Origin of the sequence: Bradyrhizobium sp. Bra64, assembly GCF_024519875.1 — a bacterium.
GTDB lineage: Bacteria > Pseudomonadota > Alphaproteobacteria > Rhizobiales > Xanthobacteraceae > Bradyrhizobium > Bradyrhizobium japonicum_G.
The window spans coordinates 205,878-221,764 of record NZ_JALJRD010000005.1; the positions used below are offsets into that span (position 1 = coordinate 205,878).

The 15,887-nt window shown below is 63.2% G+C and carries 12 protein-coding genes and 2 tRNA genes; 13 read left to right on the top strand and 1 reads right to left on the bottom strand.

Features of this window, described 5'->3' with window-relative positions:
* The first annotated feature begins 33 nt into the window (after positions 1 to 33).
* The 13 genes from NR187_RS17960 to NR187_RS18020 all read left to right on the top strand — a co-directional run bounded on the left by NR187_RS17960 (position 34) and on the right by NR187_RS18020 (position 14,855).
* Positions 34 to 118, top strand: a tRNA-Leu gene (locus tag NR187_RS17960).
* Between the two features lie 174 nt (positions 119 to 292).
* Positions 293 to 1,654, top strand: a complete 1,362-nt coding sequence (gene tig / locus NR187_RS17965; RefSeq protein WP_211386003.1) for a trigger factor — start codon at positions 293 to 295, stop codon at positions 1,652 to 1,654.
* A 279-nt stretch (positions 1,655 to 1,933) separates the two neighbouring features.
* Positions 1,934 to 2,569, top strand: coding sequence for an ATP-dependent Clp protease proteolytic subunit (locus NR187_RS17970; protein WP_211386004.1), 636 nt, complete (start codon positions 1,934 to 1,936; stop codon positions 2,567 to 2,569).
* A 447-nt stretch (positions 2,570 to 3,016) separates the two neighbouring features.
* Entirely contained in the window at positions 3,017 to 4,288 is a 1,272-nt protein-coding gene (gene clpX, locus NR187_RS17975; protein WP_211386005.1) for an ATP-dependent Clp protease ATP-binding subunit ClpX, read from the top strand.
* 323 nt (positions 4,289 to 4,611) lie between these two features.
* On the top strand, positions 4,612 to 7,035 hold the full coding sequence (gene lon / locus NR187_RS17980; protein ID WP_211386006.1) for an endopeptidase La: 2,424 nt from the start codon (positions 4,612 to 4,614) through the stop codon (positions 7,033 to 7,035).
* An 84-nt stretch (positions 7,036 to 7,119) separates the two neighbouring features.
* Entirely contained in the window at positions 7,120 to 7,524 is a 405-nt protein-coding gene (locus NR187_RS17985; RefSeq protein ID WP_211386007.1) for a GFA family protein, read from the top strand.
* Positions 7,525 to 7,573: 49 nt separating this feature from the next.
* Positions 7,574 to 7,650: transfer RNA gene (locus NR187_RS17990), tRNA-Val, on the top strand.
* A gap of 97 nt (positions 7,651 to 7,747) precedes the next feature.
* Positions 7,748 to 8,608, top strand: a complete 861-nt coding sequence (locus NR187_RS17995; protein ID WP_256807180.1) for a class I SAM-dependent methyltransferase — start codon at positions 7,748 to 7,750, stop codon at positions 8,606 to 8,608.
* A 178-nt stretch (positions 8,609 to 8,786) separates the two neighbouring features.
* On the top strand, positions 8,787 to 9,536 hold the full coding sequence (locus NR187_RS18000; protein ID WP_256807181.1) for a bifunctional 2-polyprenyl-6-hydroxyphenol methylase/3-demethylubiquinol 3-O-methyltransferase UbiG: 750 nt from the start codon (positions 8,787 to 8,789) through the stop codon (positions 9,534 to 9,536).
* Positions 9,533 to 10,399 (top strand): glycosyltransferase family 2 protein, encoded by an 867-nt coding sequence (locus tag NR187_RS18005; RefSeq protein WP_211386010.1) that lies wholly within the window; start codon positions 9,533 to 9,535, stop codon positions 10,397 to 10,399. Before NR187_RS18000 ends, NR187_RS18005 begins: the two co-directional genes overlap by 4 nt.
* A 22-nt stretch (positions 10,400 to 10,421) precedes the next feature.
* Positions 10,422 to 12,326 carry an asparagine synthase (glutamine-hydrolyzing) gene (gene asnB, locus NR187_RS18010; protein ID WP_256807182.1) on the top strand — a complete coding sequence of 635 codons (1,905 nt, stop codon included), beginning with the start codon at positions 10,422 to 10,424 and terminating at the stop codon, positions 12,324 to 12,326.
* A 19-nt stretch (positions 12,327 to 12,345) separates the two neighbouring features.
* Entirely contained in the window at positions 12,346 to 13,194 is an 849-nt protein-coding gene (locus NR187_RS18015) for a bifunctional 2-polyprenyl-6-hydroxyphenol methylase/3-demethylubiquinol 3-O-methyltransferase UbiG (protein ID WP_256807183.1), read from the top strand.
* A gap of 92 nt (positions 13,195 to 13,286) precedes the next feature.
* Positions 13,287 to 14,855, top strand: a complete 1,569-nt coding sequence (locus NR187_RS18020) for a hypothetical protein (RefSeq protein WP_256807184.1) — start codon at positions 13,287 to 13,289, stop codon at positions 14,853 to 14,855.
* A gap of 19 nt (positions 14,856 to 14,874) precedes the next feature.
* Here NR187_RS18020 and NR187_RS18025 read toward each other — a convergent pair whose 3' ends face one another.
* Positions 14,875 to 15,885 carry a cation diffusion facilitator family transporter gene (locus NR187_RS18025; protein ID WP_256807185.1) on the bottom strand — a complete coding sequence of 337 codons (1,011 nt, stop codon included), beginning with the start codon at positions 15,883 to 15,885 and terminating at the stop codon, positions 14,875 to 14,877.
* Positions 15,886 to 15,887 lie beyond the last annotated feature (2 nt).

Genomic DNA, 15,887 nt, shown 5'->3' on the forward strand with positions numbered 1-15,887 from the left:
CGCGGCATCGCGGCCGGTCTTGATGCAAATTACGCGGGCGTGGCGGAACTGGTAGACGCGCTGGATTTAGGTTCCAGTGACGAAAGTTGTGGGGGTTCGAGTCCCTCCGCCCGCACCAAGCGCTTTCAGCGTTTGCACGGATTACGAGGGCCTGCTTCGGCGCGGATGTTTGTCCGCCTGAAGCCGGTCCGATCAACCGCCGGCGTTGAGGCGTTTGCCTCGCGCCGGATCGATTAATGACAGCGTCCCGACGCATGCGCGCCGGGACCGAACGAGAAGAAGATTGGACGCCATGCAGGTCACAGAAACCCTCTCGGAAGGTTTGAAGCACGAGTTCAAGATCAGCGTTCCCGCGTCTGATCTCGACGCCAAGGCCGGGGCCAAGCTCGTCGACCTCAAGGACAAGGTCCGCATCAACGGCTTCCGTCCCGGCAAGGTGCCGGTCACGCACCTGAAGAAGGTCTATGGCCGCTCGGTGATGGCCGAGACCATCGACCAGACCATCCGCGACACCAACACGCAGCTGTTCTCCGAGCGCGGCTTCCGCCTTGCGACCGAGCCCAAGATCACGATGCCGACCGAGCAGGCCGAGGTCGAGGAGCTGCTGAACGGCAAGACTGATCTGACCTATACGGTCGCGATCGAGGTGGTGCCGTCGATCGCGCTCGCCGACTTCAAGACCTTCGAGGTCGAGAAGCCCGTCGTCGACGTCACCGACGCCGACGTCGACGAGGCGATCAAGCGGATCGCCGATTCGAATCGCGGCTATGCCGCCAAGGGCGAGGGCGCCAAGGCCGAATCGGGTGACCGCGTCACCGTCGCCTTCAAGGGCACCATCAACGGCGAAGCCTTCGAGGGCGGTACCGGCGACGGCATCCAGGTCGTGATCGGCTCCAACACGTTCATCCCCGGCTTCGAGGAGCAACTCGTCGGTGTCGCCGCGGGCGAGACCCGCACGCTGAAGGTGTCGTTCCCCAAGAACTACATGAACGACAAGCTCGCTGGCCAGCCGGCCGAATTCGAGACCACCGCGACGCTGATCGAGGCGCCGCAGGATCTCGCGATCGACGACGAGTTCGCCAAGACGCTCGGCCTGGAATCGCTGGACAAGCTGAAGGAAGCGGCGCGCGAGCGTCTCTCCGCCGAGTTCACGACCGCGACGCGCCAGCGCGTCAAGCGCGCGCTGCTCGACCGCCTCGACGAGGCGCATCGCTTCGAGGCACCGCCCTCGCTGGTCGACGAGGAGTTCAATCTGATGTGGAACTCGGTGAAGGCCGAGATGGACTCCGCCGGCAAGACCTTTGCCGACGAAGACACCACTGAGGACGCCGCCAAGGAAGAGTACCGCAAGATCGCCGATCGCCGCGTGCGGCTCGGTCTCGTGCTCTCCGAGATCGGGGAGAAGAACAAGATCACCGTGACCGACGACGAGGTCGGCCGCGCCGTGATCGAGCGCGCGCGCTCGATGCCCGGCCGCGAGAAGGAGGTCTGGGACTATTACCGCAGCAACGCCCAGGCGTTGGCCCAGCTTCGTGCACCGATCTATGAGGACAAGGTCGTCGACTTCATCCTCGAGCTTGCCAAGGTGACCGAGAAGAAGGTCTCGCGCGAGGACCTCTACAAGGACGACGAAGCGGAAAAGACCGCAGCCTGAAGGGTTTGAGAACGTCTTCCATTAAGAATGATCAGCGAAGAGGTCGAGCTAGCCAGATGGTTGGCTGGGCCTCTTTGCACGAATCAGCTTCAAGTGCTTCACCGATTAAGCCTTAATTCGCTCCGCACTTGTCAGGCGCGAATTGGGCTATATCTGTCGCTACGCCCTCTCGTTCTACAAGTTCCTGCATCACGGGACGTCCATCGGCCTTCCGGCAGATCCAGCCACGACTGGCAGCCAAGACTGGCGATGTCCGCCTCTTAAAACCCTAGGTGACTCATGCGCGATCCGGTTGAAACCTACATGAACCTCGTGCCCATGGTGGTCGAGCAGACCAACCGTGGCGAGCGCGCCTACGACATTTTCTCGCGGCTTCTGAAAGAGCGCATCATCTTCCTGACCGGACCGGTCGAGGACGGCATGTCGACGCTGATCGTCGCTCAGCTCCTGTTCCTCGAAGCGGAAAACCCGAAGAAGGAAATCTCGATGTACATCAACTCGCCGGGCGGCGTGGTGACGTCGGGCCTCGCGATCTACGACACCATGCAGTTCATCCGTCCGCCGGTCTCGACGCTCTGCACGGGGCAGGCGGCCTCGATGGGGTCGCTGCTGCTCGCCGCCGGCGAGAAGGACATGCGCTTCTCGCTGCCGAACGCGCGCATCATGGTGCACCAGCCCTCCGGCGGCTTCCAGGGCCAGGCCACCGACATCATGCTGCACGCGCAGGAAATCCTGAACCTGAAGAAGCGGCTCAACGAGATCTACGTGAAGCACACCGGCCAGACCTACAAGGCGATCGAGGATGCGCTGGAACGCGACAAGTTCCTCACCGCGGCCGACGCCAAGGAGTTCGGCTTGGTCGACAAGGTCATCGACAAGCGCGCCGAGGAACCGGCGTCGGCGAAGACCCCGTAGCATTACCGGCGATGCAACAGCGATCCCCGGCATGGCAGGGGATCGTCAGGGCCGCGTTCACGTTAAGGGCGCATCCGCTGGGCGCGAAAAGCAGTTTTGCGCCCTGTGACAGGCAGAAAGTTCTGCTTTCGTGCTTGTTTTTCGTGTCAATCCAGCAACGCCGGGGTGATTTCGGTCACTTCGTCCGTACCAAGACCTGAAATCACGGTATTGTCACGGGTAGCCGGCGAACCCCGATTAGCGAATTCTTGATAGTCGGGTGACAGCATGGTTGGCTACGATCGATCGGCTATGATCGCGGAGAATCGAGTGACCGTGATTCGCACGGGATATAACGCGTAGGGTCTTTTTTGGTACGGAATTTGCTCTATTTAAACTTCATCCCGGCCGTCGTGTCGGAATGGAGCGATCGAGCGGAACGGGATCGAACCGCGGACGGAGACATGAATGAGTAAGGTCGGCACGAGCGACTCCAAGAACACGCTATATTGCTCGTTCTGCGGCAAGAGCCAGCACGAAGTCCGCAAACTGATCGCGGGTCCCACGGTCTTCATCTGCGACGAGTGCGTCGAGCTCTGCATGGACATCATTCGCGAGGAGAACAAGTCCTCGCTGGTGAAGTCGCGCGACGGGATTCCGACGCCGAAGGAAATCTGCAAGGTGCTGGACGATTACGTCATCGGCCAGAGCCATGCGAAGAAGGTTCTCTCGGTCGCGGTGCACAATCACTACAAGCGCCTCAACCACCAGACCAAGCACAACGACGTCGAGCTCGCGAAGTCGAACATCCTGCTGATCGGTCCGACCGGTTCGGGCAAGACGCTGCTCGCGCAGACGCTCGCCCGCATCCTGGACGTGCCCTTCACGATGGCCGATGCGACGACGCTGACCGAAGCCGGCTATGTCGGTGAGGACGTCGAGAATATCATCCTGAAGCTGCTGCAGGCCGCCGACTACAATGTCGAGCGTGCCCAGCGCGGCATCGTCTATATCGACGAAATCGACAAGATCAGCCGCAAGTCCGACAACCCCTCGATCACGCGCGACGTGTCGGGTGAGGGCGTGCAGCAGGCGCTGCTCAAGATCATGGAAGGCACGGTGGCTTCGGTCCCGCCGCAGGGCGGCCGCAAGCATCCGCAGCAGGAATTCCTGCAGGTCGACACCACCAATATCCTGTTCATCTGCGGCGGCGCGTTTTCGGGCCTGGAGAAGATCATCTCCGCCCGCGGACGGTCGACCTCGATCGGTTTCGCCGCCCAGGTGCTGGCGCCGGAGGACCGTCGTACCGGCGAGATCTTCCGTCACGTCGAGCCAGAGGATCTGTTGAAGTACGGCCTGATCCCCGAATTCGTCGGCCGTCTGCCCGTGGTCGCGACGCTGGAGGATCTGGACGAGACGTCGCTCAAGAAGATCCTGGTCGAGCCGAAGAACGCGCTGGTGAAGCAATACCAGCGGCTGTTCGAGATGGAGAATATCGAGCTGACGTTCGCCGACGAGGCGCTTGGCGCGGTTGCCCGCAAGGCGATCGAGCGCAAGACCGGCGCGCGCGGACTGCGTTCGATCCTCGAGGCGATCCTGCTCGAGACCATGTTCGACCTGCCGGGCCTCGAAGGTGTGGAAGAAGTCGTGATTTCGCGCGAAGTCGTGGAAGGAACGGCGCGTCCGCTCTACATCTACGCCGATCGGTCCGATCGCGCCGTCGAGAATGCCAGCGCCTGATCTGCGGCGCTGGAACGCTCCAATCGCCTCATCATTCGAGGGCTGCGGAAGGTATCTCCGCAGCCGGTGTTGCGTCGCTTATTTGCGTGCGTAAGCGCCTGATGGCGCGCGTCTTTCAATGACTTGACACCCCCCGGGGCGATAGCCACCTAATGTCGGCGGCGAGCGAGCATTCTCTTCAAGATTCGCCTCAGTTCCGATCCGGCAAGCCGGTCCAACTCGAAAAGGACCGACCGGTTCTGCGGATCACCTCGGCACCTTGTGGCGGTTGCGCATGAGCATGGCGGACTGCGTGCAAGGGGGCAAAGCAAAAGGAAAAGGCCATGACCAATCCAAAACCCAGGCCAACCATCGTCCATGGCGAAACGCACGCCTATCCCGTGCTGCCGCTGCGCGACATCGTCGTCTTCCCGCACATGATCGTTCCGCTCTTCGTCGGCCGCGAGAAGTCGATCCGCGCGCTCGAAGAGGTGATGAAGAACGACGCGCTGATCATGCTCGCGACTCAGAAGAATGCGTCCGACGATGATCCGGCCCCCGATGCGATTTACGAGACCGGTACGCTTGCCAGCGTGCTGCAGCTCTTGAAGCTTCCCGACGGCACCGTGAAGGTGCTGGTCGAAGGGCTCGAGCGTGCGCGCGTGCAGAAATACACCGATCGCGCCGACTATTACGAAGCGACCGCAATTGCGCTCGCCGACACCGATGCGAAGTCGGTCGAAGCGGAGGCCATGGCACGCTCGGTCGTGTCCGACTTCGAGAGCTATGTGAAGCTCAACAAGAAGATCTCGGCCGAGGTCGTCGGCGTCGTGCAGGCGATCACCGATTTCGCCAAGCTCGCCGATACCGTCGCCTCGCATCTCGCCGTCAAGATCGCGGATCGGCAAGGCATCCTGGAGACGCTGTCGGTCACTCAGCGCCTGGAGAAGGTGCTGGGCCTGATGGAGAGCGAGATCTCGGTGCTCCAGGTCGAGAAGCGGATCCGCTCGCGCGTCAAGCGCCAGATGGAGAAGACCCAGCGCGAGTACTATCTCAACGAGCAGATGAAGGCGATCCAGAAGGAGCTCGGCGACGACGATGGTCGCGACGAGCTCGCCGATCTCGAAGAGAAGATCTCCAAGACCAAGCTCTCCAAGGAAGCGCGCGAAAAGGCGCAGCATGAACTGAAGAAGCTGCGTCAGATGTCGCCGATGTCCGCGGAAGCGACCGTCGTGCGCAACTACCTGGATTGGCTGCTGTCGATCCCGTGGAACAAGAAGTCCAAGGTCAAGAAGGACCTGGAATCGGCGCAGGCCGTCCTGGACTCCGATCACTACGGGCTCGAGAAGGTCAAGGAACGTATCGTCGAGTATCTCGCGGTGCAGTCGCGCGCCAACAAGCTGACGGGCCCGATCCTGTGCCTCGTCGGGCCTCCCGGCGTCGGCAAGACCTCGCTCGGCAAGTCGATCGCGAAGGCGACGGGGCGCGAATTCGTGCGCGTCTCGCTCGGCGGCGTGCGCGACGAGGCCGAGATCCGCGGTCACCGCCGCACCTATATCGGCTCGATGCCCGGCAAGATCATCCAGTCGATGCGCAAGGCGAAGTCGTCCAATCCGCTGTTCCTGCTGGACGAGATCGACAAGATGGGCGCCGATTTCCGCGGCGATCCGTCCTCGGCGCTGCTCGAGGTCCTCGACCCCGAGCAGAACGCGACCTTCAACGACCACTATCTCGAGGTCGACTACGATCTGTCCAGCGTGATGTTCATCACGACCGCGAATACGCTCAATATTCCCGGCCCCCTGATGGACCGCATGGAGATCATCCGGATCGCGGGCTACACCGAGAACGAGAAGGTCGAGATCGCGCGCAAGCATCTGATCCCGAACGCGGTGTCAAAGCACGGCCTGGACTCCAAGGAGTTCTCGATCGACGACGACGCGCTGCTGCTTCTGATCCGCCGCTACACCCGCGAAGCGGGCGTGCGCAACCTGGAGCGTGAGCTCTCCACACTCGCCCGCAAGGCGGTGAAGGAGCTGATGATCTCCAAGAAGAAGTCGGTCAAGGTCACCGAGAAGTCTCTCGAAGAGCTTCTGGGCGTGCCGAAGTACCGCTACGGCGAGATCGAGAGCGAGCCGCAGGTCGGCATCGTCACCGGCCTTGCCTGGACCGATGTCGGCGGCGAGCTGCTGACCATCGAGGGCGTCATGATGCCCGGCAAGGGCAAGATGACGGTCACGGGCAATCTGCGCGACGTCATGAAGGAATCGATCTCGGCGGCGGCGTCCTACGTCCGCTCGCGCGCGATCGTCTACGGCATCGAGCCGCCGCTGTTCGACCGCCGCGACATCCACGTGCACGTGCCGGAAGGCGCGACGCCGAAGGACGGTCCGTCCGCGGGTGTCGCCATGGCCACCGCGATCATCTCGGTCATGACCGGCATCCCGGTCCGCCATGATGTCGCGATGACCGGCGAGATCACGTTGCGCGGCCGCGTGCTGCCGATCGGCGGCCTGAAGGAGAAGCTGCTGGCTGCTGCCCGCGGCGGCATCAAGACGGTGCTGATCCCCGAGGACAACGCCAAGGATCTCACGGAGATTTCCGATGCGATCAAGGGCGGCATGGAGATCATCCCGGTCTCCCGTCTCGACGACGTCGTCGCCAGGGCGCTGGTGAAGAAGCCGGTGCCGATCGTCTGGGAAGAAGACACCAAGGTGACGGTGAAGCCCGACGGCGACGAAGCCGCCGGCGGCCTGACCGCTCACTAAGCTCCATCGAAAGATGATAAAACGGCGCCTTCGGGCGCCGTTTTTGTTTTGGGGCAGGGAGCGGCGGACAAGGGGACGAGGACGATGCAGATCGACGGGCAATGCCATTGCGGGCGGATCACCTTTGAAGCCGAGATCGACCCCGAAGCGGTCTCGGTCTGCCATTGCCGGGACTGCCAGACCCTCACGGGATCGCCGTTCCGGGTGACCGCGATCTGCACCAGCGTCGACGTCAAGCTGACCGCCGGCACCCCAAAGGTTTACGGCAAGCGCGGCGACAACGGCCGGATGCGCTTCCAGCATTTTTGTAGCAATTGCGGTTCCCCGCTGTTCACCAGCGGCGAGGGCGAGGAGGCCGGCGATTGGGGGATCCGCTGGGGCAGTATCCGCCAGCGCGACGCCTTGCGGCCGGTGCGGCAGATCTGGTGCCAGTCGGCGGCTGTGTGGATCGATGCGGTACCGCAACTGCCGGGGAGGCCGGGGGACTGACGTTCCATACTTGCCGACCAAGGGCGGGTAGGGATAAAGAAGCGGCGAGGGGCGGTTAGCTCAGCTGGTTAGAGCATCTCGTTTACACCGAGAGGGTCCGCGGTTCGAATCCGTGACCGCCCACCAGCCCCAATTGCATTTTGGAAGAGGGGCTTCGCTCGACGGACAACGACAAATCCGGGCGCTGGCGGCTACCCGAGCTGCCCAAATTTTCGGAGACCCTATGCAGCAGCCAAGCGGACACGAGCAGAACGCCGACCAGATCGCCTATTGGAACGGCCCGAGCGGACAGCGCTGGGCCGATCGCCACGCGGCGCAGGAGAGACTGCTCGGACCCATCGCCGACGTGCTGATCGACCGCGCCAGGCTGAAGCCCGGCGAGCGCGTGATCGACGTCGGCTGCGGCTCCGGTGCGACGACGTGCGCGTTCGCGAAAACGGTGGCGCCCGATGGCTTCGCGCTCGGCCTCGACGTCTCCGATCCGATGCTGTCGCAGGCGCGTGCACTCGCGCCGAAAGGCCTGCCGCTCGATTTCGTGCTGGCGGATGCGACGGTGCATCCGTTCGAGCCGGCGAGCTTCGATCTCCTGGCCTCGCGCTTCGGCGTCATGTTCTTCGCCGATCCCGTCGCGTCATTCACCAATTTGCGGCGTGCGCTGAAGCCGTCGGGACGGCTCGCTTTCGCCTGCTGGCGCGAGCCGAAGGAAAATCCCTGGATGATGGCGCCGCTGATGGCGGTCTACAAACACGTCCCCAAAATGCCGCCGGTCGGGCCCGAGGAGCCCGGGCCTTTCGCCTTTGCCGCGGAAGAGCGCGTGATGCGCATCCTCAGCGGTGCAGGCTTCGTCGATGTGGCGATGGAGCCGCATAATCTGCCGATGGACATCGCGATCGGCGGCGGGATCGATGCAGCGGTCGACGGCGCGTTACAGATCGGTCCGGCCAGCCGCGCGCTGCAGGGCCATCCGCCGGAGACTTACGAGGCCGCCAAGGCCTCGATCCGCGACATGCTGGCGCCATTCCTCAAAGGGCAGTCGGTGGCACTTCAAGGCGCGATCTGGATCGTGACGGCGAAAGCGACGTAGTCACCTCAGCCTGGCTGCCGACCAAACATGGTTGGCGGTCTGCGCGTCACCGCTGCCGGGCCCGGTCATTTGTCGAGCCGGACGTCTGACTCAACTGGCGGATGAAACAGCTTCCGGACGCGCTTGAGAAACCCTGCTCTTGCTGCTAATCCCGGACCTTAATAGAGGTTCAGGACCCATGGCCCAGGTCTCCCGGCTGCCACAGCCCGCGTCTATGGACGGTCTCAAGACGGGGGCGGCCACGTATTCTAGCGGCATCGCCGATGCGCAGAACTACATGAACTGGGTCATCGAGCAGTTCCGCCCCTATCTCACCGGACGCATCGTCGAAGTCGGGTTTGGCCATGGCCTCTACAGCAGAGTGCTCGGGGAACTCGGCGACTATTGCGGCGTGGACCACGATCGCGAAAGCGTCGAGCGCGCCGCCCAGGCCATGCCTGACCGCAGCTTTGCCGTCTGCGACATTCTGGCCGCGGAACAGTTGCATTCGCTGTTTCCGAACGGCGTCGATGCCGTGTTCACCGTCAACGTGCTCGAGCACATCGAGGACGATGCCAAGGCTGTCGCCAATCTGGTCGGCGTGCTGAAGCCGGGCGGACATCTTCTCATAAGCGTCCCGGCTCTCATGCTGCTCTACAACGATCTTGATCGGCTCGCAGGGCACTTCCGGCGCTACAGCACCGCGCGCTTGCGCGATCTCATGACGGGACAGCCGGTCGAGATCGTCCGATTGAGCTATTTCAACCCGATCGGCGGACTGGGATGGCTTGCCAACCGCTTGAAGCGGCATAACTCGCTGAACGACGACGCCGTGAATGGACAGATTGCGCTGTTCGACAGGTACATGGTTCCGTTGTCGCGGGCGCTTGATCCCCTGTCGCGAAGCTTTTTCGGGCAATCCGTCACCTGCATTGCACGGCGCGTATGATTTCCGTCGTCATTCCAGCTCTGAACGAGCGCAACGGCATCGTTGAGACGATCGCGCGGGCGAAATCGGTTCTCGATCGCGCCGAGCTCGCTCCTTATGAGATCATCGTCGTCGACGACGGCTCGAACGACGGCACCGGGGCGCTGGCCGAGCAAGCCGGCGCAAAAGTCCTGAGGCATGCCCACAACATCGGATACGGGCGCTCGCTGAAGGACGGTATTCGCATCGCGGCCTACGACACGATCGTCATCAGCGACGCGGACGGCTCCTATCCGATGGAAGCGATCCCGGCATTGATCGCACGCCTCAACGAAGGTTTCGACATGGTCGTCGGCGCCCGAACCGGCCCGAACTACAGGGAGTCGATGCTGAAGTCGCCGCTTCGTGCGGTGCTGAAGACCATCGTCGAGTTCACCGCTAATCGCGAAATCCCGGACATCAATTCCGGGCTTCGCGTCTTCCAGCGTCACATCGCCATTTCGTATTTCGAGCACGTCAGCGACCTCTTCAGCTTCACGACCTCGCTGACGCTCGCCTACATGATGAACGCGAAATTCGTCGACTACATCGACATCGACTACAAGGAGCGGATCGGCCGATCCAAGGTCAATCTGTTCCGCGATTCCCTTCGCACGTTGCAGTATGTCCTGGAGGCCTGCACCTACTACAATCCGCTGAAGATATTCGTGCTGCTGGCGATGATGTGCATGGCGCTCGCCGTGGTTTCGCTGATAGGCGGGATCATTCTGCAGGTCGTCAGCGGTTTTGTCCTCGGGGTCGGCGCCATCCTCCTCAGCATTCTCGTCGTCGCGATGGGGCTCCTGGCTGTTCTTCTCAAGCAGATCATGAACCAGCGGCCATGACGACTCCTGACGGCAAAGCGCGATGTGCGGCGTAGCCGGAATTTTTCACCGCGACGGCCGCCCGGTCGATCGCGGCACGGTCGCGGCGATGTCTGCCGCGTTGATCCACCGCGGACCGGACGGCGAGGGCTCCTGGCTGGATCAATCCGTCGGTTTCGCCCACCGGCGGCTCGCCATTCGCGACCTTTCGGAAGCCGGACACCAGCCGATGCTCGATGCGTCCGGCCGCATCGCCGTGACCTATAACGGCGAGATCTACAACGACGGCGAACTGAGACGCGAGCTCGAACGTTCCTTCGGCTTCCGGTTCCGGGGACATTGCGACACGGAAATTCTTCCCTACGCCTATCTCGCCTGGGGCGAGGCGATGTTCGAGCGGCTGGAGGGCTTTTTCGCCCTCGGCCTCTGGGACCGTCAGGAGCGCCGCCTGATCCTCGCGCGTGACGGGATCGGCATCAAGCCGCTCTACTACTTCGAGGACCGCAGCGACGTCGTGTTCGCGAGCGAAGTCAAGGGAATCTCGGCGAGCCGGCGCGAGGCGCCGCGCATCGATCCCGGTGCACTCCACACCTTCCTGGCCGCCGGGCACACCGGGACGCGGCAGAGCCTGTTTGGCGGGATCAAGCAGGTCCCGCCCGGTACGGTGATGAGCTTCACTGCCGGCGAGCGGACCGAGCGCCGCTTCTGGCGGCCGGTCCGCGCGCCGGCGATCAGCCGCCTGGACGAGGCCGTCGACCGCCTCGAGGCCACGATCCAGACGGTGGTCGAAAGCCAGATGGTGAGTGACGTTCCGCTCGCCGTGCTGCAGAGCGGCGGTATCGACAGCTCGCTTATCAGCCTCACGCTGAAGCGCCTCGGATTGAAGCCGCCTTTGTTCACGGCGGGGTTCTCCGAGAAGAGCCACGATGAATCGGCTGCAGCGAAGGAGATCGCCGCCGCTGCCGGCTTGTCGGTCAGCGTGGTCGACGGGGAAGGAGGAGAGGACGCCGAGACTGCGCTCCGCGCGGTCGTCTATCATTTCGACGGGCAGTGTGCCGATACGGGCGCGCTCGGCTTCTATCGTCTGGCCGGCGCAGTACGGCAGCATTGCAGCGTCGTGCTGTCGGGCGACGGCGGCGACGAGTTTTTTGCCGGATACGAGACTTATGCTGCAACCGCCATGGCGGAGTCCGTGCGCCGCGTCGTGCCGCGGGGCGTTGCGGGCATGACCGGTCGGATTGCCTATGCCGCCGTTCGCGGCGATGAAAGACGTCTTCCGGCGGCAGCGCAGCTGGCTCGTTTTGCGCTGGGTCTCGGCGAGGAAGGGGATCGTCCGCATCTGCAATGGCGGCGGCTGGTTCCCCGGTTTCTCGCCGCGAAGATCTATGCGCGCGAGATGGTCGATGTTGCGGCGGCCGACCCGTTCGCCGAATACGCGGAATACTATTCGGAGCCGCACGACAAGGTGCTGGATCGGGCGCTGGTCGCCGACCAGCGCTTTCACCTCCAGAGCGTGCTTCAGAAGGTCGATGCGATGAGCATGGCGCATTCGCTCGAAGTGCGCGTTCCGATCCTCGATCGCCGGGTCATGGACCTCGCCGGCACGATTGACGTCGCCCTCCTCAATCCCTGGCCGAAGGGCGCGCCAAAATACGTCCTGCGCAAGCTCGCCGAGCGTCTGGGAATGCCGCGGGACGCCGCATGGTCGCGCAAGCGCGGGTTCAACGTTCCCATTGCGCAATTGATGAGACGCGGAGGTCTGCAGGCAATTTGCGATCGTGTGTTCAATCAGGAGCCGGATGTTTTCGCGCCTTACCTCAATCCGGATGCGATCCGCCTGCTGTGGAAGGACCATCTGGACCGGCGTAGCGACAACGCCTTCGCGCTGTGGCCCGTTCTGACGCTGGGGATATGGCTGATGGGGCTCGCTGCCCCCGGGCCGCGCTGAGCGAGCCGGACCAGCGCCGATGCCGGACCTGAAGCGACAAACGATCGACGATTTCGGAGAGCAGTGGACGGCCTTCCGGGACAACCCTGGCTATTATGGTTCGGCGGAGCTGCTCGCCGATCTGTTCGGTCCACTGCTGACGCTCGATGACGTCAAGGGCGCGCGGGTCGCCGATATCGGAAGCGGCACGGGACGTATCGTCAACATGCTGCTCGACGCCGGGGCCGATCGCGTCGTCGCGGTCGAGCCCTCCGCGGCATTCGAGGTCCTCAAGACCAACACCGTCGCCCGTGCTGACCGCATCGACTATCTCCATGTGCCCGGCGACCAGCTGCCATCCCGTCTGGATCTCGACTACGTCGTCTCGATGGGTGTCTTGCACCACATTCCCGCGCCAAGCCCTGTCGTCCGGGCTGCGTTCGGGGCGCTGCGCCCTGGCGGACGTTGCATCGTGTGGCTCTACGGCTTTGAAGGGAACGAGACCTATCTGTCGATCGCGATCCCGCTGCGCAAGGTCACGGTTCGAATGCCGCACGGGATGCTGGTCGCGCTCTCGCATCTGCTGGAATTCGCGCTGACGACCTATATCGGTCTCCGCCGGATTCTTCCTCTTCCGATGCGGAACTACATGCGTTCCGTCCTGGCAAAGTTTCCGCGTTCGGTTCGTCGCCTGACCATCTACGACCAGCTGAACCCCTCCTATGCGAAATACTATACCCGCGACGAGGCGCAGGCCTTGCTGTCCGATGCCGGATTCGCCGGTGTGGAGCTCTATCACCGGCATGGTTATAGCTGGACCGTGTCCGGCACGCGCCCGGCGCAGTCGCCCGATCAATCCGCGAGCAAAGATAGCGAAGGCGGGCATTGAAAATGGATGGAGCACGGGGCGGGCGCGGGGAGTTTTCCCCTGGATGGCTCGGATGGACGAATTCCGTCGCGTGGTTCTGGGTCTGGGTCTGCGTGATCGGCCTGGCCCTGATGATTCACCTCGCCTTCCTCGTGGCTTGGCCGGATCACTTCATCCACGAGGACGGCGGGCCCTACCTGATTCAGGCAGAATCGATTCTAAGGGGCCAATATATCGAGGACGCGGTGAAGCGTCCGTACGGGGTTGCCGTCTTCCTTGTGCTGCTGTCCAAGATGTTCGGCCCCCACATCCTGGTCTTCGTCATCGCGCAGCACTTGATGAGCGTCGGCACCGCTCTCCTCGTCGCCGCGATCGTGCGTTTTGCCGGCGCGCCCCGCTTCTTCTCGCTTCTGGCCTTTGCCCTTGCGGCGCTGCATGGCCGCATCATCCACTATGACAACACTATCGGCGCAGAGACGATCTCCAATTTTCTGGTCAGCCTTGCGGCCTTCTTTGCCGCCGGAGCAGCGTTGCGCAATTGGCCGGCGTTCCTCGCTTCGGCATGCGTGGGCTTGGTGCTCGGGGCGCTGATGGTTTGCCGCTCGGCGGCGATAGGCCAGGCCGCTGTCATTCTGCTGTGGCTGGCTTCGACCCTGGACACCCGGTTCCTGCGCCGGCTCGGCGTGCTTGGACTTGCGGTCTTTCTCGCTTCGGCCGTCTATCTCACCCCGGCTGTCGTCAACTTCGTGATTGGAAAACCTGCCGCAGGCAACGAGACCCTTGCCGTGATGGCTTTCGTCGTCGGCTATTCCGGTGATTTCGATCACGGCGTTCATCTTGAGCGGAAGGAGCAGGCCAGGGAGTTCGTTCAGAAGATGCGGGCTGCAGACACCCGCAACGGATGGGCCGACAATGGTGAATATCAATGGCCGTTCGGCGCCCTGCAGCGGCTGAAGCGGTCCGGAGACAGCGATGCCGACCTTGAAAGGGTCGTGCGTGACATATTCATCGAAACGCTGACCACGCCGTCAACGCTCTATCGGCATGTCACGAGGCACTTCCTCCGGGAAATGTATTTTCTGCTCTTCGATGCGAATTCGGTGGCGCGGCGGACGCCCAATCCGCAAGCTTACGAGTTCTTCGTCAACCGGGATACGTATCCCTTCTTCGGCAGTCCGACCGGCTTCAAATCCGGCCAGTTGGTTCATGATTACTACAAGCCCTGGTGGCCGCTGTCTCGGCTTCTGCCGACCGCGGATCAGGTGCAGCTCAGACTGAGCCAACTCATGGGGCATGGCTACGCGCCGAGTTCGGACTTGGTAGCGTTCTGCTGCGGGGTGAAGGTGTCGACCGAATACGATGACCGTGCCGGACCGATCGTGTGGTTCTCCTCGGCGACACTGTGTCTCGCTCTCGTCCTGCTGATCGGTGTCCCGGCGGGCCGTGCGGGTTTCATTCGCCGGAGCCCTCGCGGCCTCGTTGCCGTCGGCACGCTGATGGTCCTGCTCGCGCTGGCCAGCGCTGCGTTGCCGGCGTTTCTCATTTATGGGCTTAATCGCTACGCGTATTACGCCATTCCGTTCCTCGGCGGCTCGAGCGCCATGCTGGCGAGCTTGCTGTTCGATCGGATCAGGGCTTTTCGCAGCCGCGCCGGGGACACGGCGGGCCGGGCGAGCGCGTGACTTTGCGGCGCAAGCGGCCTCACACCACATCATCCGGCGCCAGCGCGCAGCCATTGTCGGGATGCGTCTCCACCTGAAGCGTGGTGTGGCCGATGCGGAAGGAGGCCTTCAGCAATTGCGCGGTCTCCATCAGGAATCCGTCGCCGGTGCCGGCGGGCATGACGAGGTGGCAGGTCAGCGCCGTCTCTGTGGTCGAGATCGGCCAGACGTGGAGATCGTGGATCGCGGACACGCCCGGGCGCGCCAGCAGGAACGTCCTGATCGCGGCAAGGTCGGTGCCTTTGGGCGCGGCCGCCATCGACATGTCGATGGAGGCGCGGAGCAGGCTGGTCGTGCTCCAGAGGATGGTGACGCAGATGACGAGGCTGGTGACGGGATCGAGCCAGAGCCAGCCGGTCCAGATGATCAGTGCCGCCGAGATGACGACGCCGAGCGAGACCGCGGCGTCGGCGGCCATGTGCAGATAGGCGCCTTCGATGTTGATGTCGTCCTTGCGTCCGCGCGCGAACAGCATCGCCGTAAAACCGTTGACGAGGATGCCGATGCCGGCGACCGCCATCACGGTGAGGCCCGCGATCGGCTCCGGCTCGCGCAGTCGCAAGATCGCCTCCCAGCCGATCGCGCCGGTCGCGACCAGCAGGAAGACCGCGTTGGCAAGCGCCGCCAGGATGGTGGAGGCGCGCAGGCCGTAGGTAAAACGTCCGCTCGGCGCGCGCCTTGCCGCGATCGATGCGCCCCAGGCCACGACCAGGCCGAGCACGTCGGAAAGGTTGTGGCCGGCATCGGCAAGGAGGGCGGTGGAGTTGCCGATATAGCCGTAGACGGCCTCGGCCACGACCAGCGCGGTGTTGAGCGAGATGCCGATCGCGAATGCCCTGCCGAAACTGGCGGGCGCGTGGACATGCGTGTGGCCAAAACCATGATCATGCCCATGCCCATGCCCATGACCATGACTGCGGTCGTGACCGTGCCCATGATCGTGGCCGGCATGGTCATGATGGTGATGACCGTGATGGTCGTGGCTGCCCAAAT